Genomic DNA, 26,636 nt, shown 5'->3' on the forward strand with positions numbered 1-26,636 from the left:
TTAGTTAAAACATTTTTTTATAATCCTTAGGATTTATCATTTTACTGATGTTATCATTAATAGCAATAGTTTCACTTGTCATAATGCCATCTTTAGACTCAATAGTATATTCCATAATATGACCTTTTAGAAGGTCGTTATTTTGTATAAACCAATTAGGTAGATTTACGTCTGGTGCTACCCAAAAATTCATTTTTACGCTATTATCTGACATCGTATATTCATAACATATTGCACCAAGAATGGTTTTGGTTTTTCCTGTTTTATTCAATTTTGTATAGTCGTAGTTCATCATTTGGTCAGTAGGATTTTGCATTTGCTGTCCACCCATCATATTTTGTGACATTTGCATTTTCATACCTTGGGCATCTACAAAAATGTGCGAATTCCCTTCATCTATAACTATAATAGATTCTCCAGCCATTTCTTCATCTGAATATTCGTTCATATCGACCATTATTCCCATGTAATTCTCATTTGGATTTAATAAATAAGACATTTTATAAGAGCGATCTTGTTCTGAGGTAGTCACTTTTACTTTAGTTTCATAAGTGAATAGATAAGTGCCTGGTTTTGCTGTATTATTTGGTAATTGATTGATAGTGTAATTTTCATCGCTTTTAGTTGTACTCTCAGCTACTTTAATTGAAGTATTATTAGTAAATTGAGGACTTTCTCCATCGATCCCTCCCTTTATTGTAGCCTCATAAAAGCTTTCAGAATAGTCATCAGAATTGGTTTTGGGACGTTGTACCTTTCGTAAGCTCACCCTTCCGTTAAATGAAATTTGAATAGTTTCCTCTGAAAGTACATCAATAGTCACCTCTCCTTTTGAAACATCATAGGTCTGGTAATTATCAGACACAGCTCTTTTGAAATCATCATCACTTTTTTTATAATACGGCAACGAAGGGTCATAAGATAATTTTAGAGTTGCTTCTTCTGGGATTTTGAAAGTACGTTTTACGTTTTTAGCTTTATTAGTATCGTGTCTTAAATCATGCTGCGTTTTAATAGACAGATAGAAACCATCATGTATGTCTGCATCATGCGTCCACCAAGAGGCGCTAAAATTGTATGTGTCATTAGCACGCTCTGCCTTAATCTTTTTGACTTCTGGTATATTCACTGAGCCATATGTGTTAGAGTGTGTGATGACTACACTACCAGAGGTTGCTTTAGAATTAACCTTTGTTTTAGTGTTTTCGTTTTTTGTTTTCTTTGTGCCTAGACTATCTATAGCTTTATCTGCTGCCTGCTCTATCTTTGTCTCAACCTTATTAGATATCTTATTCTTAAGACGCTTAAGCAGTTGAGCCTCGGAATTTTGACTAAAGCACACTACTAGAAGAATGATTGTGTATTTAAAAAGTGTTTTCATCAGATTTAATAATTGATTACACCTTTTGTTCTTTCTACTTTTGAAATGTTAACACAAAGCACCAAAAAAAATTATATTTGTTTCTTTGTTAACATTTTGTCCCTTTATACAACTAAATGAAAGACATAGACATTGACAGTCAATTACAGAAGCTACTACGAGCTGATGATAAAAAAGCTTTAGAAAAAGTTTATGTAGATTATAAAGCAGAATTTTTAAATTATTCTAAACGTTATACTATCGACACATCCGATGTTTTAGATGTTTATCAAGATGCTATTATCGCAATGCATCAAAACTTTGTAACGTCTCAACTGGAATTGAAGACAAGTACTGTAAAAACATATTTGTTTGGTATAGGTAAAAATCAATTATTTAAAAAATTAAAGCAAAAACATCGCATTTTGCGAGTTGAAATTGAAACTGATGATTATACGGAAATTGAACTAGAACACAATTTACCGACAGAAAATCAGAAAATATTAGCAAAACGATTAGCTGAAATATCTGGAACTTGCAAACAACTATTGCAACTCTTTTATTATAGAAATTTAACTATTGATGAAATTGTAGAGCAAACGCATTATAAAGATGGGAATACTGTTAGAAGCCATAAATCAAGATGTTTAAAGCACCTTAAATCTTTAATGAAAGTTAATTAATGAATACCGAAAGACGCATACAAGATTACTTAGCTAACAGACTTTCTGAAAAAGACAGGATTGAAGTAGAAAATCTGCTAGAAACAGATGCTGATTTCAAATCAGAATTTGAGTCTCATAGAGATATCTTCATAGCTTTTAAAATAGCTGAGGCAAAAAAGCTTAAAACTCATTTTCAGGAATTAGAGGACACATTACCAAAAGAAAAAAGTAATTTGAAAAAATTCAAATATGCCTATTTAGCTATTGCCAGCATCTTAGTAATTGGATTTTTCTACAATATCTTAAGTTCAGAATCTGGCAACGACTTATTTGAAAGCAATTTTGAAATCTCGCCTAACACTTATCAACCGGTAACGCGATCCAATAATTCTAATAAAAATAATAGTGCTTTTATAGCCTACGAAAACGGCGATTTTATAACCGCTGAAAAAGAATTTGAAGTGCTCTTAGCAACCTCGAACAATCCTAATATTCGCTTTTACTATGCGTCGTCACTTCTAAACCAATCTAAAATTGACTCTGCACTTAAAGAATTTAAAACTTTAAACGCGATCAACTTTGAATATTTAGAGGAATCCCTTTGGTATACGGCTCTAATCTACCTCAAGAAAGAAGACTATAGTAACTCTAAAGCAATCTTAAATAAATTAGATACAATCAATTCTACATTTGAAATCGAAAAAAGAAAACAACTCACGAAGAAATTAAATGGCTTTTAGTATTTAAAAACCAGAACTTGAAGAGATGAAAAACTTAATTAAAACTGAGATGGAAAATGCTTATAAAATGGATGTTCTTTTGGATGTTGAAATTGATACAGGTTTGAATTCGTTGGAGGCGCAATAAGATTAAAATACAACTTTTTAAATGAGATTTGTTAAGTTAGACAAGTTTGTTCTTGCCATTATAGTAACCGTTCTAATGGCGTATCTGTATCCTGACTTAGGCAAAGGTCAAAGTGCAAAGGTATTGAGTACTATAAGCAGTATTGGTGTTGCTTTGATTTTCTTTTTCTATGGACTTAAATTAAGCCCTAAACAAATCGGATTAGGCTTAAAAAATTGGAAACTCCATTTATTGATTCAGTTGAGTACCTTTATCATATTTCCCTTAATAGTATTAAGCGTTTATCCATTTATAGCTCAAGCATCGAAAACCCTTTGGTTGTCATTTTTGTTTTTAGCAGCATTACCCTCTACGGTATCCTCTTCTGTCGTTATGGTTTCTATTGCTAAAGGGAATGTTCCTTCTGCAATTTTTAATGCAAGTATTTCAGGTTTGATTGGTATTATAGTAACACCTTTATGGGTAGGATTATTTTTAACGCAATCTGCATCAGATTTTAGTCTAGCTGAAGTATACCAAAAGTTACTTTTAGAAATATTGGCGCCTGTCGTTTTAGGATTATTGCTCCATCGTTTTTTAGGGGCATTTGCTCAAAAACACAAAAAACAACTGACCTTATTTGATAAAAGCATAATACTTTTAATCATTTACAAAAGCTTTTCAAAATCATTTTTAGATGGAATATTTGACTCTCTAAGTATTCTAGAATTGATTCTCATCATGTGTGTGGTAATAATTCTATTCTTTGTCATTTATTTTTCAATTGGTTTTATTGCCCAAAAACTCAATTTTAGTTTAGAAGATAGGATTACTGCACAATTTTGTGGTACTAAAAAATCATTGGTGCATGGAACCGTTTTTTCTAAAATACTATTTCAGAATGCAGCAATTTTAGGCGTTATTTTACTTCCTATTATGATGTTTCATGCGTTTCAGATTTTGGTAACCAGTGTCATTGCGGCTAAACATTCTAGAAGACCTTGACATCATAAATCGATTGATAAAAAAGTAATCCACGTAAAGTTTTAGTTACATGCGGTAGTTTCTGGGCGGAATTGGTTGGAGGCGCATTAAGCTATAAACAACAAAGTCCTAGGTTTTTAGTATTTTATGGGAAAATCAACCTAACTATGCCAGCTAATAAAAAATCTTTTAACTTTTTTCAATTTATAGCTATTTTATTTTTAACCCTATGTCTCACTTGCGTTGAAAAACCTACCAACAGTAATATAACTGTAGAAGAACCGACACTAGAAAGAGATCTCGCAGCGATTAAAAAAGACGGTAAGCTAAAAGCTTTAACCGTCTATAGTGGCACAAGCTACTTTCTTTACAGAGGTAAACCCATGGGCTACGAATATGAGCTTTTAAAGCGACTTGCTAAACATCTTGATTTAGAACTAGAAATCATAGTGGCAGATGATATTGACGACCTCATCAACATGCTGAATCGTGGTGAAGGTGATATTTTAGCGCATGGCTTAACGATAACTGCAAGCCGGAAAGCTTCGGTTTCATTTTCAAATTACTTGTATTTAACCAAACAAGTTCTTGTACAGAAAAAACCAGATGATTGGCGAACGATGCATTGGCATAAGTTAGAAAACGCCTTAGTTAATGATGCCATAGAACTGTTGCAAGACACGGTCTCCGTTCGTAATGAATCTGCTTACAAAGAGCGAATAACCAATCTATCCGAAGAACTTGGCGGCAAAATTTATATTGAAAACCTGCCTGGTGAAATGGCAACGGATAAAATCATTAAAAAAGTTGCTGAAGGTGAAATTAAATATACGATTGCAGATAACAACATTGCTAAAATCATGGCCTCTTACCACCCTATATTAGATGTTGATGTGCCTGTAAGCTTCTCTCAACGTATTGGCTGGGCTACCCGAAAAAACTCACCGGAACTTTTAAAAGCCACCAACTTATGGCTCGAAGAGCTTAAAAAAGAGGTGGATTACAATGTGATTTATAATAAGTATTTCAAAAACAAAAAAGACTTTAGGAGGCGTGTAAAAAGTGATTTTTACAGTTTGAATAAGGAAGAAATCAGTCCCTACGACAGTTTAATTAAAATTCATTCCGAAAAAATAGGTTGGGATTGGCGTTTGGTTGCTTCGCTTATTTATCAAGAATCGCGCTTCGATCCCAACAACAGCTCTTGGGCCAATGCCAAAGGCTTGATGCAAATTATGCCAAAAACCGCTAAAGAACTAGGTGTTACCGACCCAACTGATCCTAAACAAAGCATTAGAGGTGGTACATCTTACCTAGGGCAACTATGGGAAAAATTTGAAGCTGTAAAGGATTCCATAGAGCGTGGAAAATTTACAATGGCTTCCTACAACTGTGGACTATACCATGTGAAAGATGCCCAAAAGCTAGCTAAAAAACGTGGGCTAAATCCAAAACTATGGGATGACAATGTAGAGGATATGATTCTAGAATTAAGCTCTCCAAAAAATTATAATGACCCAGTGGTAAAATATGGTTATGTAAGAGGTATCGAACCCTATAACTATGTGAATCAAATTTTTGAACGTTATGCACATTATAAGCAGTTTATTTCGGAATGATTAAAATAACATTAATCAAATCCTATTGAACGTTAGTAAAAATTTATGTTCAAATTCGAAGCTAGCAATTATAAATCCGAAATATTCTTATAACTGCATGATCAAATGGTGTTGGCGGTTACAAACTAGAATTTAAAAAGTTTAAGACCTTGATCAAAACGGAGAAGTAAAATACTAATAAAATGGACGTTCCTTTGGATGTTGAAATTGATAAAGGTTTGAATTGGTTGGAAACGCATTACAAATTATTAGTAAATTGTAAAACACAAATTTCAACCTAAATTTATAATATGAAAAAATATTTACTAATTGCTATTTCTTTTTTATTAGCAGCTTGTAGTAACGACGGTTCAGATAATACATCACAGAACAATCCTCCAAGTGGAGCTTTAATAAAAGTAGAGGTTTATTTTCCTACTACAAATACACATTATATTGTTATAAACTCATTTGATTCAAATGGTCGAATAAAAGGAATGAGTTCTGAAACAATTTCATCTGATGGCACTACAAACCAATATTCCACAACTTTCTTTTATAATGATTCAGGTCAAATATGGAAGACTAGTTATATCGATGATAGGGCAGAAGAATACTATTTTACAGATGATTTAATTTCTTCATCTACCTTCTATAATGAAAATAATGGAGAACGACGTTATTTATATAACACTTTGAACCAATTAAATCATATACAATATCTCAATGAAGATAATGTAGAAGTTGCAACGAAGGATATAACTTTTGATAGTAATGGAAATATTAACAATACATATTTATTAAATCTTAATAATGATTCGTTTACAGAATACACTTTCGAATATGATAATAAAAATAATCCTTATTTAACGCTTTTCAATGATCAAGAAATAAAAAAAATAATAGAGTATAATTTCAACAATAAAACTGAAAGAATTTATTCAACGAACAATGGAATTAATGTTTTTACTTTAGAGTATACTTATAATGAATCTGATTACCCTATAACATCAATTGAATACATGGATGGAGAATTAATTACACAATCAACTTTTACTTACCAAGAATAGTAGTTGTCATTGCGGATTATAACGAAAGATTTATTACTCATAAATCCGAATCCAAATAAAACAGCTCTAAATTTTCAAAAGAAGTTCTGTCCCATTTCTTAAGTATCGCCACATAATAATTATAAGGACTATGCTGAAAAAACTTAGGCGCTTGTTTATACCATTTTCCGTCTTCATCTTGCGGAAGATCTTTGAGCTCTTCTTCGGTTAGGTCGCTAACATCCAATTCAATTTTTGGATATTCGAAGGGCTCTATTTCCTTAAGATGCCCTGTTGGGAAGTAATTTATATCACTAACAAATTCTGGCATTTCTATTTTCCCGAATTTCAACCCAAGAATTTTATTTACCAAAGTGTTGCTATTTTTTACGTAGCTCTTAATTCCTCTTTCAAACAATCTAATAAAGGCATCTTTTCCGAAGTCCTTGGGTTTAAATTCATCCTCTCCAAACAACCAGCCTTTGATTTTATCTTTTGTAATGAGTGTCTCTTCTTCATAATTAAATGGCAAATTCGGTATAGGATCTTGAGGGTTAATTATGGAGTAACTCGTTCCTTCATCGCTAAATCGTTCGTCATATTCAATAGCGAATTCTTTATTCCCAGACATAGGTTGCGCATAAGCATATGTTTTATACACATTCTTTGAAGATAATTCCCCTTCTGGCAGATTCTCTAAATAAGCACGTGTCATCGTCGCCAATGCACCACCTTGACTATGGCCTGTGATAATAATATGATAAATGCCCTTTGAATTTAACGCTTTTATTTGCGCCTTTAAAACATCAGAAAGTACAACTATGGTTAAGCCATAACCAGCGTGAACTGCTGCAGCTTCTTCCTTAGCAAATGCATACTCGGAAGCTTCACCATCTATCGTAATTGTGCCACTTGCAGGAATCATGGCCGAATAGCAATTCTCAACCCAACTAATCACACTATCCGTAGAACCTCTATAATTGATGACACCAATCTTGCCATCTTCATAAACCTGAAATTTATTGTCCATGCTCAAAACATCTGAGGTATAGCTCAAATTATAGCCTTTTGGAATAATGGTTTGATCGGAATTGAATTGTTTGATGAAATTGTAACTATTGCACATCGCAATAGTATGTTGAGCTTCATTAGTATTAAAGCCTGGTTTTAACTGCCCGAATGATAGTATTGAAAAAAGTAAAAATATAAAGGTTACCAATCTTCTCATATTGAAATAACTTAATAGCCAATTAATTATTGTCTCTAAACAATTTACAAAACGATTCCAAAAATAAATTTTAGGTCAAATTACAAGATCAAAAATACGTTAACGACGACTCTTCTTCTTCCGCTTCTTAGATTTAAAACGAACCTTATCCTCAGTTTTACGCTGATTAAAAGGTACTGCATCATTGTAGGTGTTCTTAGCCTCTCCTTTTGGTTTGTTTTTACGCCACTTTTCGGTTTTTTCTGGCAGTAACACTTGAAGTAAATCTTGACGACCCAATTTATTCAAGGTTTTTTTAATCCATGCTTTGTTTTCATCCTTATACCAAAAGAAAAAACGGTGTTGCTCGTCTTTTTCTTTTTTAGAAATTGGTGTTTTTACTTTCTTAAGTGTGTATGGATGGTAACCACTGTAATAAATTACAGTAGCAACCGTCATTGGTGTTGGCGTAAATCCTTGAACTTGCTCTAACTGGAAACCCATATCTTTGGTTTCGGCAGCAAGGTTTGCCATATCCTCAACTTCACAAGCTGGATGATTAGATATAAAGTATGGTATCAACTGCAGCTTCAAGCCTTTCTTAATATTAATCTTATCGAAACGTTCTTTAAACTTATGGAAGTAACTAAAAGAAGGCTTACGCATCAACTTCAATACAGGATCACTGGTATGTTCTGGTGCTACTTTTAGACGACCGGAAACATGTTTTGTCATCACTTCCTCGGTATAATCGTCTAACTCTTTTGGGTCTGCATTTTTATTGAATTCTGGCACCAACATATCATGTCGAATTCCGGAACCAATAAACGATTTTTTAACCTTTGGATGATTATCGACGGCTTGATATAATTCCGTCAAGGGTTTATGGGACGTGTCTAAATTACTACAAATCACTGGCGAAATACAACTTGGCGCCACACATTTGTCGCAAATAGATTGCACTTTCCCTTTCATTTGGTACATATTGGCACTTGGCCCACCAATATCACTCAAATAACCTTTAAAATCTGGCATATTCGCAACAATATCGACTTCTTTCAAAATCGATTCTTTACTACGTGAGGCAATAAATTTACCTTGATGCGCAGAAATGGTACAAAAACTACAACCACCAAAACAGCCTCTATGAATGTTTATAGAGGTTTTGATCATTTCATAAGCTGGAATAGGTCCTCGCTTATTATATTTCGGATGCGGTAATCGTGTGTAAGGCAGATCGAAAGACGCATCAATTTCAGCCTCAGTCATAGTTGGATAAGGTGGATTAATCATCAGCATCTTATCACCTACTTTCTGAAAAATTCGTCGCGCAGCCAATTTGTTGGATTCTTGCTCAATAACCTTAAAATTGGACGCATATTGTTTTTTGTCCTTTAAGCAAGTTTCATGAGAAGCAATTTCTACATCTTCCCAATTGCTGTTCTTCGGAATGCTCTCCTCTTTATTTAAAAGTACTGCAGTTTGATTAATAGTATTCAAACTACGAAATGGAACGCCTTTTTCGAGCAAACGAATAATTTCACGCAACGGCTGTTCGCCCATCCCGTAAACCAACATATCAGCTTTAGACGTTTCTAAAATGGTTGGCATCAGTTGATCACTCCAATAATCATAATGCGTCACACGACGCAACGACCCTTCAATACCACCAATTAAAACTGGTGTATCTGGCCATTTTTCTTTCAAGATTTTAGAATAAACGGTTGAGGCATAATCTGGTCTAAAACCAATATCACCATTGGGTGTATAGGCATCCTTATCACGCTTCTTCTTGTTGGCATTATAATTACTTACCATAGGATCCATGCAACCACCAGTCACACCAAAAAACAATCTTGGCTTCCCTAATTTCTCAAAATCCTGAAGATTATCATTTACATTAGGTTGCGGTACGATGGCGACTCGCAAACCAAAACTCTCTAACATACGGCCAATAACCGCAGGTCCAAACGTTGGATGATCCACATAGGCATCGCCACTAAACAGGATCACATCGAGTGTTTCCCATCCGCGAATCTTCACCTCTTTGTTTGTGGTAGGTAACCAATCCGAAAGTTGTAGTTTATTCTTCACTTTGCAAAAGTAGTTAAAATATTGTCGCTTAGGTATTATGAAATGTTAAGGTGTTTAATTTTGAGTATGTGCGACAGACGATTTGCGAAGTTGGGCGTTACCCAAGGGTCGTGTCTTCGGCAGTCGCTTTTTTGTGTTGCATAGGCGCAACAACACAAAAAGAGCTTCAACAAGTGCCTCAACCACTAACGCAGGCTTAATTGTTAGGGTTTAACCTTATTATATCGCTTCTTGTATATCTGTCTATAATTTTCTTGACATTCAAAAATGAAATTATTACAAAACCAATTTTAAAATAGTTCAATAATTGAATATTGATCACAAATGAATAACGCTCCTAAAACGCTCGCTATAAGGACAATTATTTTGAGATTCCCGGAGCTTCGAGATCACAGATTTTGAGATTGTTTCTTTAAGCTTAAAGACATATAGAAGACAGAATAAATTACTCTTATATCTGTACAAATATCACCAACGACAAAGAAAAATAATATTACAAATCCAAACTTTTAAGACTTTCCACTCGATTTCTGGCTAAGAAATCATCAATGGTTTCAAAATGTTCAATCACCCGTTTTTCCTTAAACTCAAAGACCTTTTTAGCAAGCCCTTGAAGAAAATCACGATCGTGAGAGACTAATATTAATGTCCCATCAAAATTTTGAAGTGCTTCTTTCAAGACATCTTTCGACTTTAAATCCAAGTGATTGGTTGGCTCATCTAGAATTAATAAATTTACAGGTTCCAGCAATAGTTTTACCATTGCCAATCTGGTTTTTTCACCTCCAGACAACACACCTACTTTTTTATCGATATCGTCGCCTCGAAACATAAAGCCACCCAAAATGTTCTTTATTTGAGTTCTTACATCGCCTTTCGCAACCTCATCAACTGTTTGAAAAACCGTTAGATCCTCATCCAATAAGGCAGCTTGGTTTTGCGCAAAATAGCCAACCTTTACGTTATGTCCTAAAACACAAGTGCCTTGCACATCAATTTCGCCTAAAATGGCTTTTATCATTGTTGATTTCCCTTCACCATTCCGCCCAACAAAACACACTTTTTCACCACGTGCTATTGACATATTAGCATCTTTAAACACCACATGCTCCCCATACGATTTGGAAACGTCCTTCACCGTTACAGGATAATCGCCAGAACGCTGTGTCGCTGGAAATCGCAATCGCAATGCAGAGGTATCCACTTCATCAATTTCAATAATCTCTAGTTTTTCGAGCATTCGCTCACGTGAGGATACTTGGTTGGTTTTAGAATACGTGCCTTTAAAACGTTCTATAAAAGCCCTATTATCGGCAATAAATTTCTGTTGCTCTTGGTAGGCTTTTATTTGATGCGTGCGTCGGTCTTCACGCAATTGTAAATAATGCGAATAATTGGCTTTGTAATCATAAATACGACCCATGGTCACCTCAATGGTTCTATTGGTAATATTATCGATGAATGCCCTATCGTGCGAAATGACTAAAACAGCATTCGCTTTATTGACTAAAAAATCCTCTAACCAAATTACGGATTCAATATCTATATGGTTGGTAGGCTCATCCAATAAAATTAAATCTGGCTTTTGAAGCAGAATTTTAGCCAATTCAATCCGCATGCGCCAACCACCCGAAAATTCATTGGTTTGCCTAGTAAAATCTTCTTGTTTAAAACCTAAACCTTTTAAGGCCTTTTCGACTTCAGCGTCATAGTTCACTTCTTCTAAGGCATAATACTTCTCACCTAAATCTGAAACGCGCTCTATGATTTTCATGTAAGCGTCAGACTCATAATCGGTTCTAGTTTCTAATTGCTTGTTGAGAGCATCCATTTCGTCTCGCATTTCATAAACATGGGCAAAGGCTTTAGAGGCTTCATCAAAAACCGTGGTATTATCTTCTGTCAATAAATGTTGCGGCAAATAAGCAATCACGGCATCTTTAGGAAAACGCACATGACCACGAGTCGCATTTTGAACACCTGCAATAATTTTCATCATGGTAGATTTTCCTGCGCCATTTTTACCCATTAAGGCAATTTTGTCATTTTCATTTATCGTGAAAGAAACCTCACTAAATAAGGTCTGTCCGCTAAATTCTACAGCTAAATTATCGACTGAAATCATATTCTGAATTTTAAAGCTGCAAAACTACTAAATGGGAAGCCAATATGTATTGAATGGGAATAAAATAATATAGCGTTTCATTTCGGTTAATTCTAATTTTAAATCAGTCAAGTTTGAAACATAGAATCCGTTAATTTTAACTTCACATTTAAAACAAATATTATGACAACTAATAAAGACAAAAACGACAAACAAGAAAAAAATGAAACCAGCATTGCTGAAAGCGCCATAAACAAAAAAGAAGTGGATGGAAGGGATATTAACCACCAAGTTAAAGACCGAAGAGAAAAGCACCAACCTAGAGATAACGCCTAACAATTACTAACCTATAAAAAAGAAGCAATGATAATTACAAAAGTATTAGGTCTTACAAGCGCATTGACCAAAAGCAAAAAAGCAAAACTAGCCATCTTGGGCCTTGAAATGGCCATCTTGGCTTATGCCTTATATCAACAAAAAGAAGAGAAACAAAATAAACGACTCAAATCATAGCTATATGCCATTTTGAAGTAATTCTGCAGTCTTATGTGAGACCATGAGCATTACTTCAAAAGACATATCGAAGGCTGCCACACTTTTGGAAGCCGAAGAATTGGTAATAGCAGCAACTGAATATTTGTATCATAGGCTAAAACTATCTCTTACCTAAAAATAATAAACACCACGATGAATGTTGATGATTTTATCATTTCAATCGCTGGAATCGTTTCTCGCTTATTATATAGTGTCTGTGGTTAACATTTGTAAGGTAAATTAATCTACGCATCAATTTCTTCCTCCATAATGGTTATATACGGCAGATGAATCATCATCTTATCTCCTATTTCTGAAAAATTCATCTTGTTGCCAATTAGATTGGCTCAATAATTTTAAAATTGAAAACACCGTGTTTTTTTCTACTTTATACATCTTTCATGTGAAGCAATTTCTACATCTTTATTTATAGTTGGTCATCAACTAGAAAGTCTTAACACCTCCTACAAAAGCAACAAAATTAGTTACAAATTACAACTATACCCTTTGGAAGATTGTGACTTACCCTTTTAATTTAAAACTTAAAATTCATTAAAAAAATAGAACTTCTGATAATTCAAATTTGTGATTTTTTAGCCTAACTCAATCTGTGATTTTTTGAAAAATTTCACATTTTTTATCTGAAATACATTCAAATAGCCTTTATTTTTTGAATTTTTTTCAAAAAAACATGCCTTTTTTAAAACCGCCCCCTCAATTTCTTCGTAAGTATTAGCAAGTAGGTGTTTATCTACCTCTAATACATTTAATTAACTTAAAGACCATAAACATGAAAAAAAGAGTTTTAAAAGTGCATCAACCTAAACAAAGAACGTCAAGTAAAAGACGTCAGTTTATTAAGCTGAGCGGTATGGCTGTTCTTGGTTCAGGTCTTTTGATGGCATGCAGCGATGACGATGATTTTATTAATCCCACACCAAACGTATTTGACTTAGGCTCGGGAGATTTAGGCGTATTAAATTACGCGTACGCTCTAGAACAGCTTGAAGCGGATTTTTATGAAAAAGTAGTGAATGGTTCCTATTGGGCGAGTGCTTCATCCATAGAAAAGCAGGTATTGCAAGATTTGTATTACCATGAGGTTAATCATAGAGATTTATTTGACACCGCTATTTCAGCGGCCGTTGGATCTAACACCAATTTAAAATTACCATCATTAGAATTTGATTATGGCTCTCTCGATTTTGGGAGCAGAGATCAAGTACTAGGTACGGCAAAAGTTTTAGAAGATACTGGGGTTTCCGCTTATAATGGTGCAGGCAGATTAATAACTGATCCAAATTATTTAGTGCTGGCAGGAAAAATTGTTTCTGTTGAAGCAAGACATGCTTCTGCTATAAGAACGTTGATCAATCCTGGTTCGGCAGATTTTGCTGGTGATGATGTTGTAGATCCTGTAACAGGATTAGATAGAGCTCAAGATCCTTCAGAGATTTTATCTGCTGTAGGAGACACAGGATTTATAACCACTCCTTTCACGGCAAATAGTTTACCGTAATCAATTATTAATTTAAAAAACACATATATTATGAGTATCATAAAATTTTTAGATGAATTCACTAACGAAAGTATGTTAGAAAAGAAATCATCGAGACGAGACATATTTGGAACTTTTGGTTCTTTAGGTAAAAAAGCAGCTTTAGCGGCTATCCCTTTTGGACTTGCAGGCTTAACAAGTAAAGCCCATGCGCAAACTATGGGTGATCCAGTGAGCGCATTACAATTAGCTTTGACTTTAGAATATTTAGAGGATGAATTTTACGATTTAGCATTACAATCTGGTGTTATAACAGATTCAGCTGTTGAAACAGTTTACATGAAAATTTCTCAACATGAACAAGCTCATGTAGATTTTCTAACCGCTGGGTTAACCAACGCTGGTGTAACTCCTGTAGAGAAACCTGATTTTGATTTTACTGCTGGTGGAATGTTTGATCCGTTTAATCCATCAAATCCTGATGCCTATGCCCAATTATTAGCCTTAGCACAAGCATTTGAAGATACTGGAGTAAGAGCCTATAAAGGACAAGCCGGTAATTTACAAGGTTCTGATTTTTTAACCGCTGGACTGCAAATTCACTCTGTAGAAGCTAGACATGCTTCTGAAATTAGAAGAATCAGAGGCCTGAAAGGTTGGATCACACGTGACGAACGCGGTGCTGGAATGCCAGCCGCTACGCAAGCAGTATATGATGGCGAAGAAAACCTTATTCAAGGCGGATTGGATGTTACCACATTAGGCAGTGGTCCTGCATTTAGCGTGGATGCATCAACTGAAGCTTATGATGAAACATTATCAGGTGACGAAGCAACTGCCATTGCGAGCTTATTTATAGTGAGCTAGATAATTTAATAATATAATTACAAAACTATCTCCAACGTTCATGGAGATAGTTTTTTTATTACCAAAATTTAGAAAAGTCAGGTTTTTTTTGTTTGTCATCATATGTTCGCAATCAAGCTTTTCAAAGTTTACATACCCTATTTTTGAAATTTTGAAGTAATATTGCAGTCGTATTTTAAGACTATGAGCATTATTTCAAAAGACATATCGAAAGCAGTTACGCTTTTAACAGCAGAAGAAGTGGTAGCCATACCAACCGAAACGGTTTATGGCTTGGCAGGTAATATCTATAGCGAAAAAGCCATAAAAGCTATTTTTGAAACTAAGAAGCGACCTTTTTTTAATCCGCTTATTGTTCATATTCCATCGATAGATAGTCTCAATACTATAGTAGAGGATATTCCTGAAAAAGCTCAATTATTAGCTGAAGCGTTTTGGCCAGGACCAGTAACTTTGGTTTTAAAAAAGAAAAATACGATTCCAGATATAATTACGGCAGGAAAAGATACAGTAGCGGTTCGCATACCCAATCACCCAACAACGTTAGAATTATTAAATCGGTTGGATTTTCCATTGGCAGCACCAAGTGCGAATCCGTTTAGCAGTATTAGCCCAACGACTGCACAACACGTAGAAACTTATTTTAAGGATCAAATTAAAATGGTCTTGGATGGTGGTGCCTGCACTAGCGGCATAGAATCGACCATTATAGGTTTTGAAAATGACGAACCTATCATATACCGATTAGGTTCAACGGCATTAGAAGATATTGAGCGTATTGTGGGCAACATTGAAATAAAGAACAGAAAGGAGATTACACCTGATGCACCAGGCATGTTAGAGCGACATTACGCACCAAAAACAAAAACAGTTTTAACGGGCAACATCTTAAAAATATTACCTGTATATAAAGGAAAACGTATAGGGTTGATAACCTTTCAATCTGAAATAAAAGATAATTCTGTTGAAGTTCAACTAGCGCTTTCTAAAACGGGAAACTTAACGGAATCGGCTTCAAATCTTTATGATGTACTACACCAATTAGACAAAATGCAGCTCGATGTGATCATAGCTGAGCGTTTGCCAGATCACGGACTGGGCAAATCCATTAACGACCGTTTGCAACGCGCCACTGCAAACATTTAAAGCCAATTTTAGTTACATCCTGACACTTATCTATTGCTTAATAAGTGATATTATAGTATCTTATACTTTTTTTAAAGGCACACAAAATGAAAAACATATTAGTCACCATAGATTTAAAAGGAAATGAGCAACTACTCATTGACCAAGCCTCTAAATTGGCAGAAAAATTTGAGGCTAAAGTTTGGATCATTCATATTGCAGCACCAGACCCAGATTTTGTGGGGTACAGTGTTGGCCCACAATATATCAGGGATAATCTTGCCACAGAGCTTAGAGAAGAACATCGATTGCTTCAAGACTATTCAGAACGTTTAGAGAAAAAGGGAATTGAATCTGAAGGTTTATTGGTTCAAGGTCCAACTTTGGAAATGATATTGGAAGAGGCAGAAAAACTTGAGATAGACCTCATTATCTCAGGATATCAGGATCATGGGTTTTTCTACAAGGCTTTATATGGAAGTGTTTCAAACTCATTAATTAAAGCATCAAATATACCTGTTCTGATTGTTCCTGTAGATTGAGAATAAATATAGGATTAAATACGCCCATAAATCCGACTTCAATCTTTAAAAACCAATCCATTAATTCAATCAAAATTACAAGAACTTCATTATACTGGTTTTCAGCCTAAAAATATATTCATCAAGGTTTGGTAAATCAATTGTTTATCGTAAATTTGCAAACTCTTTTTTGAAGAGGCATGTTTAATCTTTTTGCGCTGTGAAGCGTAAATATAAATCAAATTAGTGTGGATACATTAAGCTACAAAACAGTTTCAGCAAACAAAGCTACCGTTAATAAGGAGTGGGTTTTGGTTGATGCTGAAGGACAAACTTTAGGTCGCTTAGCTTCAAGAGTAGCAATACTTTTAAGAGGCAAGCACAAACCTAATTTTACGCCACACGTTGATTGCGGTGACAATGTAATTGTTGTCAATGCTGAAAAAATCAACTTAACTGGTAACAAATGGACGGAAAAAAGTTACATCCGTCACACAGGTTATCCAGGTGGACAAAGAAGTTTGACAGCTACTGAATTATTTGGGAAAGACCCAAGTAGATTGGTAGAGAAGTCAGTAAAAGGAATGTTACCTAAAAACAAATTAGGTGCTACTCTTTTTAGAAATTTAACAGTTGTTACTGGTACAGCGCATGCTCATGAAGCGCAAAAACCAAAGGCAATTAAATTAAACGAAATTAACTAATGGAAGTAATTCACAAAATTGGCCGTAGAAAGACGGCTGTTGCTCGTGTGTACCTTGCTGAAGGAAAAGGCAAAATCACGGTGAACAAAAAAGACATGGCGGATTATTTTAGTACGGCAACATTGCAGTACAAAGTAAACCAACCTTTAGCCTTGACTAACAATGATGGCAACTTTGATATTACTGTTAACGTATATGGAGGTGGTATCACCGGCCAGGCAGAAGCAATACGTTTAGGATTAAGTCGTGCAATGTGCGAACTAGATCCTGAAAACAGAGCAATATTAAAGCCAGAAGGTCTATTAACGAGAGACCCAAGAATGGTAGAGCGTAAGAAATTCGGACAGAAGAAAGCGCGTAAGAAATTCCAATTCTCGAAACGTTAATATCCAACACAATTTTATTCAGAATCTGCTTCGGCAGATTCTGGATTATTATTTTTTATTGAAAAAAGGTCCTGAAACGAGTTCAGGATTCCAGTTTAGCATCTAAATGATTGAGGCGCGCGATAAGCAACCACTCAGTCATTGCTAATTTAACAGAACGTAAACTATTACAAAATGGAAAAAGTAGAAGTAAAAGAATTACTTGAAGCAGGTGTGCACTTCGGTCACCTAACACGTAAGTGGAATCCAAACATGGCCCCTTACATTTATATGGAACGTAACGGTATCCATATTATCAACCTTTACAAAACAGCAGCAAAAATTGAGGAAACTTCTGAAGCGTTAGCTAAAATAGCAGCATCAGGAAAGAAAATCCTTTTCGTTGCTACTAAAAAACAAGCTAAAGACATCGTAGCTGAAAAAGCAGGTGCTGTAAATCAACCTTATATTACTGAGCGTTGGCCAGGCGGAATGTTAACTAACTTTGTGACAATCAGAAAAGCCGTTAAGAAAATGGCTTCTATCGATAGAATGAAGAAAGATGGCACATTCAACTCTTTATCTAAGAAAGAACGTTTACAAGTTGATCGTTTACGTGCAAAATTAGAAAAGAACTTAGGTTCTATTTCTGACATGACGCGTTTACCTGGTGCTTTATTCGTGGTAGATATTATGCGTGAGCATATTGCTATTAAAGAAGCACAAAAATTAAATATCCCAATCTTTGCGATGGTAGACACGAACTCTGACCCACGTGAAGTAGATTATTTAATACCTTCAAATGATGATGCTTCAAAATCAGTAGATAAAATCTTATCTATCGTAACGTCTGCAATAGCAGATGGTTTAAGCGAAAGAAAAGCTGAAAAAGCGGATAAAGAAGGGAAGTCTAAAAAATCAGAAGACAAAAAATCAGAAGCAAAGCCAGCTAAAAAAGCTAAGAAGAAAGCTGTTGCCTCTGAAGGAGAAGAATAAATAACATTTATATACAATTAAAAGTCATTTGGTTCTTTTTCTTGCCCTGAGCGTAGTCGAAGGGATATTGAAAAAAATTAAATGACTTTTTAAATTTAAAAACTATGGAAAATACTGTAAAAGTTACAGCAGCAGAAGTAAACAAGCTAAGACAAGCAACTGGTGCTGGTATGATGGATTGTAAAAAAGCTTTGGTTGAAGCTGGTGGCGATTTTGATAAAGCCATTGAAGTATTACGTAAAAAAGGACAAAAAGTTGCAGAAAAAAGAGCTGACAGAGATTCTTCTGAAGGTGCTGCTGTTGCAAAAATAAATGAAGACAATACAGTTGGTGTAGCAATCGTGTTAGGTTGTGAAACCGATTTTGTTGGCAAAAACGAAAACTTTGTAAAGTTAGCTAATGATTTAGTAGATATAGCTTTAAACCACAACTCTAAAGAGGAGTTTTTAGCTGCAGATTTTGATGGTATGACCGTTGCTGAAAAATTAACTGAGCAAACAGGTGTTATTGGAGAAAAATTGGATATCACTGCTTTTGAAAAATTAGAAGCACCTTACGTTGGCCAATACGTTCACATCAATAAAATTGCAGCCTTAGTTGGTTTGTCCGCTAAAGTTGATAATGTTGAGACCTTGGTTAAAGATGTAGCTATGCAAGTGGCTTCAATGGGAGCAACGACATTGTCTTACAAAGATTTTGACGCAGCATACATCGCATCAGAAACTGAAGCGCGTATCGCAGTCATTGAAAAAGATAATATTGAATTAGGACGTTTAGGTAAGACCTTGAAAAATGTACCGAGTTATATTTCTATGGCACAATTAACTCCAGAAGTTATTGCTGAAGCTGAAGAAGCTGCAAAAGCAGAGTTAAAAGCTGAAGGGAAACCAGAGCAAATTTGGGATAGAATCTTACCAGGTAAAATGGAGCGTTTCATTTCTGATAACACCACTTTAGACCAAGAAAAAGCATTATTGGATCAAAAGTTTATTAAAGATGACAAGCAAACCGTTGCTGACTACGTTAAAACTTATGGTGACGTTTCAGTTACTGGTTTTAAACGTGCTACTGTTGGATAATCAATAGTATCTAAAAATATAATTATAAAAAGTGCTTCTCTTCCGACGATTCGGAATCGAGAGGCATTTTTTTTGCGTTTTTTTCACTTTTACAGAAGCTAATAATTACGTAGCTTTGCTCAACTTTTAATCGATCTAATGAAATAAGCCATATTGCTATATTCTTTTCGGATATATGTTACTTGGCGAATTACATTAGACTATACTATAGAAATAGCAACCATCTAATGAAATACAAAAGAATTCTACTAAAATTATCTGGAGAAGCCTTAATGGGTAATCGACAATATGGGATTGATCCTGAGCGTTTATCCGAATACGCTAAAGACATTAAAGAAATAACGGACTTAGGTGTAGAAGTTGCCATAGTAATTGGTGGTGGAAATATTTTTAGAGGTGTTGCTGGCGCCATGAACGGTATGGACCGTGTGCAAGGTGACCATATGGGTATGTTAGCGACCGTGATCAACGGTTTGGCATTACAAAATGCACTGGAAGATGCTGATGTAAAAACGCGCTTACAAACTGCCATTAAAATCAATGAAGTAGCAGAACCTTTCATTAGGAGAAAAGCGATGAGCCATCTTAACAAAGGACGTGTTGTTATTTTTGGAGGTGGCACAGGAAATCCGTATTTTACTACAGACTCAGCAGCCGTTTTACGTGCTATTGAAATTGAAGCAGATGTCATTTTAAAAGGTACGCGTGTTGATGGTATATATACCGCTGATCCTGAAAAGGATTTAAATGCAGTAAAATTTGAAAATATCTCGTTTAAAGATGTCCTAAGTAAAGGACTCAAAGTGATGGACACCACTGCATTTACTTTAAGCCAAGAAAATAACTTACCAATTATTGTTTTTGACATGAACAAAAAAGGAAACTTACTAAAAGTAGTCACCGGAGAAAATATAGGCACAAAAGTCAACTAAAAGGTTTTGGCTTAAATTTTGATAATCGTAAATTAAAATTTTAACATTATGGACGAAGACATTAAATTTATAATAGACTCAGCAAAAGAATCTATGGATGCTGCGATGAAGCATTTAGAAAAACAGCTCGTTAATATTAGAGCAGGCAAAGCGAGTCCTGCAATGTTAGGCAGCGTTATGGTAGATTATTATGGTTCGCAAACACCTCTGAGCCAAGTGGCAAATGTCAATACACCAGATGGTAGAACCATTTCCGTTCAACCTTGGGAAAAATCCATGTTACAGGAAATTGAACGTGGGATTATGTTGGCCAATTTAGGCTTTAATCCTATGAACAATGGTGACATGATTATTATCAATGTGCCTCCATTAACCGAAGAACGTCGTAAAAATTTAGCCAAACAAGCTAAGTCAGAAACAGAAGATGCCAAAGTCGGTATTAGAAATGCGAGGAAAGAAGCTATGAATGACATAAAAAATGCTGATGTTTCCGAAGATTTACAGAAAAATGCTGAGATTGATGTGCAAACTTTAACCGATACCTACGTTAAGAAAATTGATGAGATCCTAGAGGTAAAGGAGAAAGAGATTATGACCGTATAATCTCAATACCAAAATACAAAATATCCCAATTTACTTGGGATATTTTTTTCAATTATAATTCAAAATCATACATGTTAAAGCGCCTGCTTTTTATTTTTATTTTGCTGATTGCAGCATCCAGTCATTCACAGCAACGCGATATACAAGAAAAAGATTCGATAAGGGCCGCTCAAGATTCCATTAAGAAAACCGAATTATTAAAAGATATCGGGAACGGTTATCTTCCTTTTAATTACTTCAACTTAGATTTACGCTACCTTATTAAATTCAACCAATACGAAGGTCTTAGAACGGGGTTAGGCGGTATAACAAATGATCGGTTTTCCAAACATTACAGAATAGACGGCTACTTGGTTTATGGTTTTAAGGATAATCGTTTAAAATATAAAATTGGTGGTGGCTTTAGAGTTCATGAGGCAACAAACACATGGATAAATGTCTCCTACACTGATGATCTGCAGGAAACGGGAAGTTCAAAGTTTTTGACAGATACACGCTTTTTTACATTTTTTGAACCACGCTTATTAAATATTGATTTATTTCATAGACACATTACAAAGTCTATTTCATTGCAGCATACCGTTTCTAACCACCTACTTTCAGAAACACAATTTGCGCTTTCAAAAATTAACCCAACCTATAACTATACTTATACATTAGACAATAGAGCTTATAACACCTTCGATCTAAGTACCGCAAAAATCAGCTTACAATGGAGCCCGTTTAGTAAATTCGCTATTGAAGATGAGTATGTAAAAGTCATTAAAAACGGTTATCCAAAATTCACGCTTCAACTAACCCAAGGTTTTAAATCTATTTTTGGTAGTGACTTTACGTTTTCAAAGATCGATTTTAGAACTATACAAGAATTCAAATATAAAAACGACGCCACAACTAGGATTACCTTAGTGGCAGGAATTGCAGGTGGAGATACACCTCTAACACACCTGTATCACGCCTACCCAAACAATATCACCAAGGAAACTATTCTACAGCGTTTTTCGGTGGCAGGATTAAACAGTTTTGAAACCATGTATTTTAATGAGTTTTTCAGTGATAAGTTTTCAACGCTACAATTAAAACATGCCTTTCCTCCTTTTAAAATTGCAGAACGCTTTAAACCGCAACTCGTTTTAATATCGCGCTACGCCGTTGGAGATATGAACAGTAGAGACAGGCATCAAGGTGTGGACTTCGGGACGCTCAAACATGTTTACTCAGAATCTGGCTTTGAAATTAATAAGCTGCTCTTCGGTTTCGGACTTAGTTTTGCCTATCGCTATGGTGGATATCATTTACCTAATTTTGAAGATAATATTGCATTTAAGTTTACGTTTAATATTTCGTTATAATCCCAATATTTCCCGAACAAATCCACAGCTTTTTTCTACCTTTGCGACCAATTAAATTGGTACATGTTTAAACTTTCAACTAAAGGGTTTTGGGAAACTATAGCAAGCCTTATTCTTCGTAATAAGATTTTTATACTCATTGCTATTGTCCTGACCACTGTGTTTTTCAGTATGCAATGGAAGCACATGCGCTTTACGTTTACGGAAGCTAATCTTTTACCTGACGATCACGAGGTCAACCTTATATACAAGGATTTTTTAGAAGTTTTCGGGGAAGAGGGTAATTTGATTGTTTTAGGTGTAAAGGATTCGAGTTTGTTTTCTGTAAAAGAACTCAATGCCTGGAACAAACTCGCTGATTCTTTTAAGAATTACGATGAAGTTGAATCCGTTTTATCCATAAAAGATCTTCAAAAATTAGTTAAGAACACGGACAAGGAACAATTCGATTTAGAACCCTTTATAAAGGATTCCATCCATAGTATCGAAGAAATTGACCAGCTTCAAGAAGAACTGTTTAAACAATATCCATTTTACGATAATTTCTTGTTCAATGCAGAAACGAAAACGATTCGTACGGCTATTTACATGCAGAAGGACATCGTTAATACCTCAGCTAGAAAGGATTTTATCATCGATGATTTTTTACCGAAAGTTGAACGCTTTGAAGCCGAAACAGGTCTGGACGTCAGACTTTCCGGAATGCCTTACATTCGAACATTAAATGCGAAAAGTATTGTAGATGAAATCCCTATTTTTATTGGTGCAGCACTTTTTGTAACCTCATTGATCTTTTTCCTGTTCTTTAGATCCTTTAGAGCGACATTCATTTCGCTTATTGTGGTGTGCTTTGGCGTAATGTGGACTTTCGGAATCATAGGACTTTTAGGTTATGAAATTACGGTTCTCACGGCATTAATTCCACCATTGATTATCGTTATTGGGATTCCGAACTGTATTTTCCTAATCAATAAATACCAGCACGAAGTAAAATCACATGGCAACAAGGTAAGGTCTTTGCAACGTGTGATTACCAAAGTTGGTAACGCGACATTAATGACCAACATAACCACGGCTTCAGGTTTTGCTACCTTTATTCTTACCGAAAGTAAATTACTAAAGGAGTTTGGTGTCGTCGCTTCACTGAGCATCGTAGCCATCTTTTTATTGTGTTTACTTATCATTCCTATCCTTTACACCTTTCTACCTTATCCTAAAGAACGTCACTTAGAACATTTAAACAAACGCTGGATCGGTGCTTTTGTCAATTGGATGGAAAACATGGTAAGACACCGAAGAATTACTATTTATGCGACTGCTCTTCTGTTAATTATTGGAAGTATAATTGGAATTTATCAAATTAAAATTTCTGGCAGTCTTATTGAAGATATGCCTCAAGACACAGAATTTTTTAGGGATATTCGATTTTTTGAATCTGAATTTGATGGTATAATGCCATTGGAAATTATGATAGATACCAAACGTAAAAAAGGAGTTATGAAATTGGCGACCCTAAAACGTATGGAACAATTGGAAGAACTGATTCAGGATATTCCAGAATTATCACGACCCATTTCTGTGGTTAGTTTAGTAAAGTACAGTAAGCAAGCCTATTACAACGGAAATCCTAAATACTATCAATTACCAACGAGTCAGGAAAATAGTTTTATACTTTCTTACGCAAAAAACTCAACCTCAGATGTTGATTTGCTCAGTAGTTTTGTAGATAGCACAGGACAATATGCACGGATTACAACCTTTATGAAAGATGTTGGTACTGATAAAATGGAGCGCATCCAAGAAGACCTTCAAACCAAAATAAATAAGGTATTTCCTAATGAGCGTTATGACGTTATCATGACAGGTAAAGCTTTGGTTTTTCAAAAAGGAACAAAATATCTGGTTAAAAATTTAGCCATATCATTGACGCTCGCTATTTTTCTTATTGCTTTATTTATGGCATATCTTTTCCGATCTTTCAAAATGATTATCGTATCGTTAATTCCAAATCTGTTGCCACTAGTTGTAACGGCTGGGTTAATGGGATATGTTGGTGTACCCATAAAACCATCAACCATTCTGGTATTTAGTATTGCTTTTGGTATTTCGGTAGATGACACCATTCACTTTTTGGCAAAATACAGACAAGAATTGCAAGCCAACCATTGGAAGATTAAAAAATCCGTTTACGCGGCATTAAGAGAAACCGGAGTAAGTATGATTTATACGTCAATTGTGTTATTCTTCGGATTTTCAGTATTTACCATTTCAAGCTTTGGTGGTACAGTTGCCTTAGGCGCATTGGTGTCTATGACCTTATTATTTGCTATGCTTTCCAACCTACTGTTATTACCTTCGCTCTTATTATCTTTGGAGCGAAATATTGCAAACAAGGAAGTATTGCGAGAGCCTTCAATAAAAATTATTCCTTCGGAAGATGAAGATGAGGACGATTCAGAACAAAAAATTTAAAAACCAAATAGCATTCAAAATTATTTAAAAAATGAATTCAAAAACTGTAGCCCAATTACTATCGCAAAATGAAACCTTGCAAGATGTTTCCGTAAAAGGTTGGGTAAGAACTTTTAGAGCGAACCGATTTATTGCCTTAAATGATGGTTCTACCATAAATAATATGCAATGTGTTGTCGATTTTGAAAATTTTGACGAAGCCTTATTAAAACGGGTTACCACTGGTGCTGCGATTCATGTTATAGGTGAATTGGTAGAAAGCCAAGGCAAAGGCCAATCCGTAGAAATTGTTGTAAAAACTTTGGAAGTTTTAGGCGATTCTGATCCTGAAACGTATCCTATTCAACCTAAAAAGCACTCTTTTGAATTCTTAAGGGAAAATGCGCATTTACGCACCAGAACTAGCACTTTTAGCGCTGTGATGCGTTTACGTTCCTCATTATCTTTTGCCGTTCATAAATATTTTAACGAGAATGGATTCAACTACATGCACACACCAATTATAACAGGAAGTGATGCTGAAGGTGCTGGCGAAATGTTTAAGGTTTCAAATTTAGATGCTAAAAACCCACCATTAAATGAAGATGGCTCTGTAAATTACAAAGAAGATTTTTTTGGAAAAGAAACTAATTTAACGGTTTCTGGTCAATTAGAAGCGGAAACTTATGCGATGTCTTTAGGCAAAGTTTATACATTTGGACCGACTTTTAGGGCTGAAAATTCAAACACCACACGTCACTTAGCCGAATTCTGGATGATTGAACCCGAGGTTGCATTTATGGATTTGGATGGGAATATGGATTTGGCAGAAGACTTTATGAAATCGGTTTTAGGCTATGTTCTCGAAAATAATAAGGAAGATCTCGAATTTTTAGATAATCGTTTATTACAAGAAGAAAAAACAAAACCACAAGCCGAGCGCAGTACTATGAGCTTAATTGAAAAAATTAAATTTGTAGTTGATAATAACTTTAAACGCGTTAGCTATACGGAAGCCATAGATATTTTAAGGAATTCTAAACCAAACAAAAAGAAAAAATTCAACTATATCATTGAAGAATGGGGAGCGGATTTGCAATCTGAGCACGAACGTTTCTTAGTGGAAAAACACTTTAAATGTCCGGTAATATTGTTTGACTATCCTGCAAATATTAAGGCGTTTTACATGCGCTTAAATGAACCAGACCACGAAGGAAGAGAAACCGTTAGAGCTATGGATATTTTATTCCCAGGCATTGGCGAAATGGTAGGAGGATCTCAACGTGAAGAACGTTTAGACGTTTTAAAGGAGAAAATGAAAGCCTTGGATATCGATGAGAAGGAATTATGGTGGTATTTAGATTTACGAAAATATGGTACCGCAGTTCATTCAGGATTTGGATTGGGTTTTGAACGTTTGGTTATGTTCGCGACAGGCATGGGAAATATTAGAGATGTGATTCCTTACCCTAGAACGCCACAGAATGCAGAGTTTTAATCGCCTTTTAATAACTCATAAAAAAATTTAAAAATTAATGTATTGTTGAATCTTTGATTTCAGCAAAGGGGAAAAATAGTACGGAAAAATAAATGCCAATGTCAGAATGAGCTCATTCGAAGTCCTTACAGAAATTAATAGAACAAAAAAAAGCTTTGACTGCGCACAGCATGACATTCCGATAATAAATACTCAAATAGTTTC

Annotated in this window: 24 protein-coding genes; 20 read left to right on the forward strand and 4 right to left on the reverse strand. The window is 35.0% G+C overall.

The window, feature by feature from the left end; translation table 11 throughout:
• Nucleotides 1-4 precede the first annotated feature (4 nt).
• Nucleotides 5-1,381 (reverse strand): DUF4412 domain-containing protein, encoded by a 1,377-nt coding sequence (locus HM987_RS16455; RefSeq protein ID WP_179009112.1) that lies wholly within the window; start codon nucleotides 1,379-1,381, stop codon nucleotides 5-7.
• A 116-nt stretch (nucleotides 1,382-1,497) separates the two neighbouring features.
• On the opposite strand from HM987_RS16455, the gene HM987_RS16460 reads away from it, so the two are divergent.
• From HM987_RS16460 to HM987_RS16480, 5 genes are all read left to right on the forward strand, one after another.
• Nucleotides 1,498-2,043 (forward strand): RNA polymerase sigma factor, encoded by a 546-nt coding sequence (locus HM987_RS16460; RefSeq protein ID WP_179009113.1) that lies wholly within the window; start codon nucleotides 1,498-1,500, stop codon nucleotides 2,041-2,043.
• Entirely contained in the window at nucleotides 2,043-2,765 is a 723-nt protein-coding gene (locus HM987_RS16465) for a hypothetical protein (RefSeq protein WP_179009114.1), read from the forward strand. The genes HM987_RS16460 and HM987_RS16465 overlap by 1 nt, the downstream gene beginning before the upstream one ends.
• Before the next feature lie 148 nt (nucleotides 2,766-2,913).
• Nucleotides 2,914-3,876 carry a bile acid:sodium symporter family protein gene (locus HM987_RS16470; RefSeq protein ID WP_179009115.1) on the forward strand — a complete coding sequence of 321 codons (963 nt, stop codon included), beginning with the start codon at nucleotides 2,914-2,916 and terminating at the stop codon, nucleotides 3,874-3,876.
• 146 nt (nucleotides 3,877-4,022) lie between these two features.
• On the forward strand, nucleotides 4,023-5,474 hold the full coding sequence (locus tag HM987_RS16475; protein WP_179009116.1) for an MltF family protein: 1,452 nt from the start codon (nucleotides 4,023-4,025) through the stop codon (nucleotides 5,472-5,474).
• A 290-nt stretch (nucleotides 5,475-5,764) separates the two neighbouring features.
• A complete protein-coding gene (locus tag HM987_RS16480; protein ID WP_179009117.1) occupies nucleotides 5,765-6,523 on the forward strand; it encodes a hypothetical protein in 759 nt (252 codons plus the stop codon).
• 37 nt (nucleotides 6,524-6,560) lie between these two features.
• On the opposite strand, the gene HM987_RS16485 is transcribed toward HM987_RS16480, so the two are convergent.
• The 3 genes from HM987_RS16485 to HM987_RS16495 all read right to left on the reverse strand — a co-directional run bounded on the left by HM987_RS16485 (nucleotide 6,561) and on the right by HM987_RS16495 (nucleotide 11,928).
• The gene (locus HM987_RS16485; RefSeq protein WP_179009118.1) at nucleotides 6,561-7,730 is read right to left on the reverse strand and encodes a lipase family protein; all 1,170 of its coding nucleotides are present in this window, start codon (nucleotides 7,728-7,730) and stop codon (nucleotides 6,561-6,563) included.
• 99 nt (nucleotides 7,731-7,829) lie between these two features.
• Nucleotides 7,830-9,803, reverse strand: coding sequence for a YgiQ family radical SAM protein (locus HM987_RS16490; protein WP_179009119.1), 1,974 nt, complete (start codon nucleotides 9,801-9,803; stop codon nucleotides 7,830-7,832).
• 493 nt (nucleotides 9,804-10,296) lie between these two features.
• Nucleotides 10,297-11,928 (reverse strand): ABC-F family ATP-binding cassette domain-containing protein, encoded by a 1,632-nt coding sequence (locus tag HM987_RS16495; protein ID WP_179009120.1) that lies wholly within the window; start codon nucleotides 11,926-11,928, stop codon nucleotides 10,297-10,299.
• A gap of 162 nt (nucleotides 11,929-12,090) precedes the next feature.
• On the opposite strand from HM987_RS16495, the gene HM987_RS16500 reads away from it, so the two are divergent.
• The 15 genes from HM987_RS16500 to asnS all read left to right on the forward strand — a co-directional run bounded on the left by HM987_RS16500 (nucleotide 12,091) and on the right by asnS (nucleotide 26,432).
• Entirely contained in the window at nucleotides 12,091-12,243 is a 153-nt protein-coding gene (locus HM987_RS16500; protein ID WP_179009121.1) for a hypothetical protein, read from the forward strand.
• Nucleotides 12,244-12,270: 27 nt separating this feature from the next.
• Nucleotides 12,271-12,420 carry a hypothetical protein gene (locus HM987_RS16505; protein ID WP_179009122.1) on the forward strand — a complete coding sequence of 50 codons (150 nt, stop codon included), beginning with the start codon at nucleotides 12,271-12,273 and terminating at the stop codon, nucleotides 12,418-12,420.
• 811 nt (nucleotides 12,421-13,231) lie between these two features.
• Nucleotides 13,232-13,960: a ferritin-like domain-containing protein gene (locus tag HM987_RS16510; RefSeq protein WP_179009123.1), complete on the forward strand. Its 729-nt coding sequence runs from the start codon at nucleotides 13,232-13,234 to the stop codon at nucleotides 13,958-13,960.
• A 30-nt stretch (nucleotides 13,961-13,990) separates the two neighbouring features.
• Entirely contained in the window at nucleotides 13,991-14,806 is an 816-nt protein-coding gene (locus HM987_RS16515) for a ferritin-like domain-containing protein (RefSeq protein ID WP_179009124.1), read from the forward strand.
• A 183-nt stretch (nucleotides 14,807-14,989) separates the two neighbouring features.
• Nucleotides 14,990-15,952, forward strand: a complete 963-nt coding sequence (locus tag HM987_RS16520; RefSeq protein ID WP_179009125.1) for an L-threonylcarbamoyladenylate synthase — start codon at nucleotides 14,990-14,992, stop codon at nucleotides 15,950-15,952.
• A gap of 86 nt (nucleotides 15,953-16,038) precedes the next feature.
• On the forward strand, nucleotides 16,039-16,473 hold the full coding sequence (locus tag HM987_RS16525; protein WP_179009126.1) for a universal stress protein: 435 nt from the start codon (nucleotides 16,039-16,041) through the stop codon (nucleotides 16,471-16,473).
• A 227-nt stretch (nucleotides 16,474-16,700) separates the two neighbouring features.
• On the forward strand, nucleotides 16,701-17,156 hold the full coding sequence (rplM, locus tag HM987_RS16530) for a 50S ribosomal protein L13 (RefSeq protein WP_179009127.1): 456 nt from the start codon (nucleotides 16,701-16,703) through the stop codon (nucleotides 17,154-17,156).
• Nucleotides 17,156-17,542, forward strand: a complete 387-nt coding sequence (gene rpsI / locus HM987_RS16535; protein ID WP_178987304.1) for a 30S ribosomal protein S9 — start codon at nucleotides 17,156-17,158, stop codon at nucleotides 17,540-17,542. The genes rplM and rpsI overlap by 1 nt, the downstream gene beginning before the upstream one ends.
• Before the next feature lie 174 nt (nucleotides 17,543-17,716).
• Entirely contained in the window at nucleotides 17,717-18,517 is an 801-nt protein-coding gene (gene rpsB / locus HM987_RS16540; protein ID WP_179009128.1) for a 30S ribosomal protein S2, read from the forward strand.
• 104 nt (nucleotides 18,518-18,621) lie between these two features.
• Nucleotides 18,622-19,596: a translation elongation factor Ts gene (gene tsf / locus HM987_RS16545; RefSeq protein ID WP_179009129.1), complete on the forward strand. Its 975-nt coding sequence runs from the start codon at nucleotides 18,622-18,624 to the stop codon at nucleotides 19,594-19,596.
• 227 nt (nucleotides 19,597-19,823) lie between these two features.
• A complete protein-coding gene (gene pyrH / locus HM987_RS16550) occupies nucleotides 19,824-20,528 on the forward strand; it encodes a UMP kinase (protein ID WP_178987301.1) in 705 nt (234 codons plus the stop codon).
• Nucleotides 20,529-20,576: 48 nt separating this feature from the next.
• Entirely contained in the window at nucleotides 20,577-21,131 is a 555-nt protein-coding gene (gene frr, locus HM987_RS16555; protein ID WP_179009130.1) for a ribosome recycling factor, read from the forward strand.
• Between the two features lie 71 nt (nucleotides 21,132-21,202).
• Nucleotides 21,203-22,483: a DUF5686 family protein gene (locus tag HM987_RS16560; protein ID WP_179009131.1), complete on the forward strand. Its 1,281-nt coding sequence runs from the start codon at nucleotides 21,203-21,205 to the stop codon at nucleotides 22,481-22,483.
• Nucleotides 22,484-22,546: 63 nt separating this feature from the next.
• On the forward strand, nucleotides 22,547-24,955 hold the full coding sequence (locus tag HM987_RS16565; protein ID WP_179009132.1) for an efflux RND transporter permease subunit: 2,409 nt from the start codon (nucleotides 22,547-22,549) through the stop codon (nucleotides 24,953-24,955).
• Nucleotides 24,956-24,986: 31 nt separating this feature from the next.
• A complete protein-coding gene (gene asnS, locus HM987_RS16570; RefSeq protein WP_179009133.1) occupies nucleotides 24,987-26,432 on the forward strand; it encodes an asparagine--tRNA ligase in 1,446 nt (481 codons plus the stop codon).
• Nucleotides 26,433-26,636 lie beyond the last annotated feature (204 nt).

Source organism: Winogradskyella forsetii, assembly GCF_013394595.1.
GTDB lineage: Bacteria > Bacteroidota > Bacteroidia > Flavobacteriales > Flavobacteriaceae > Winogradskyella > Winogradskyella forsetii.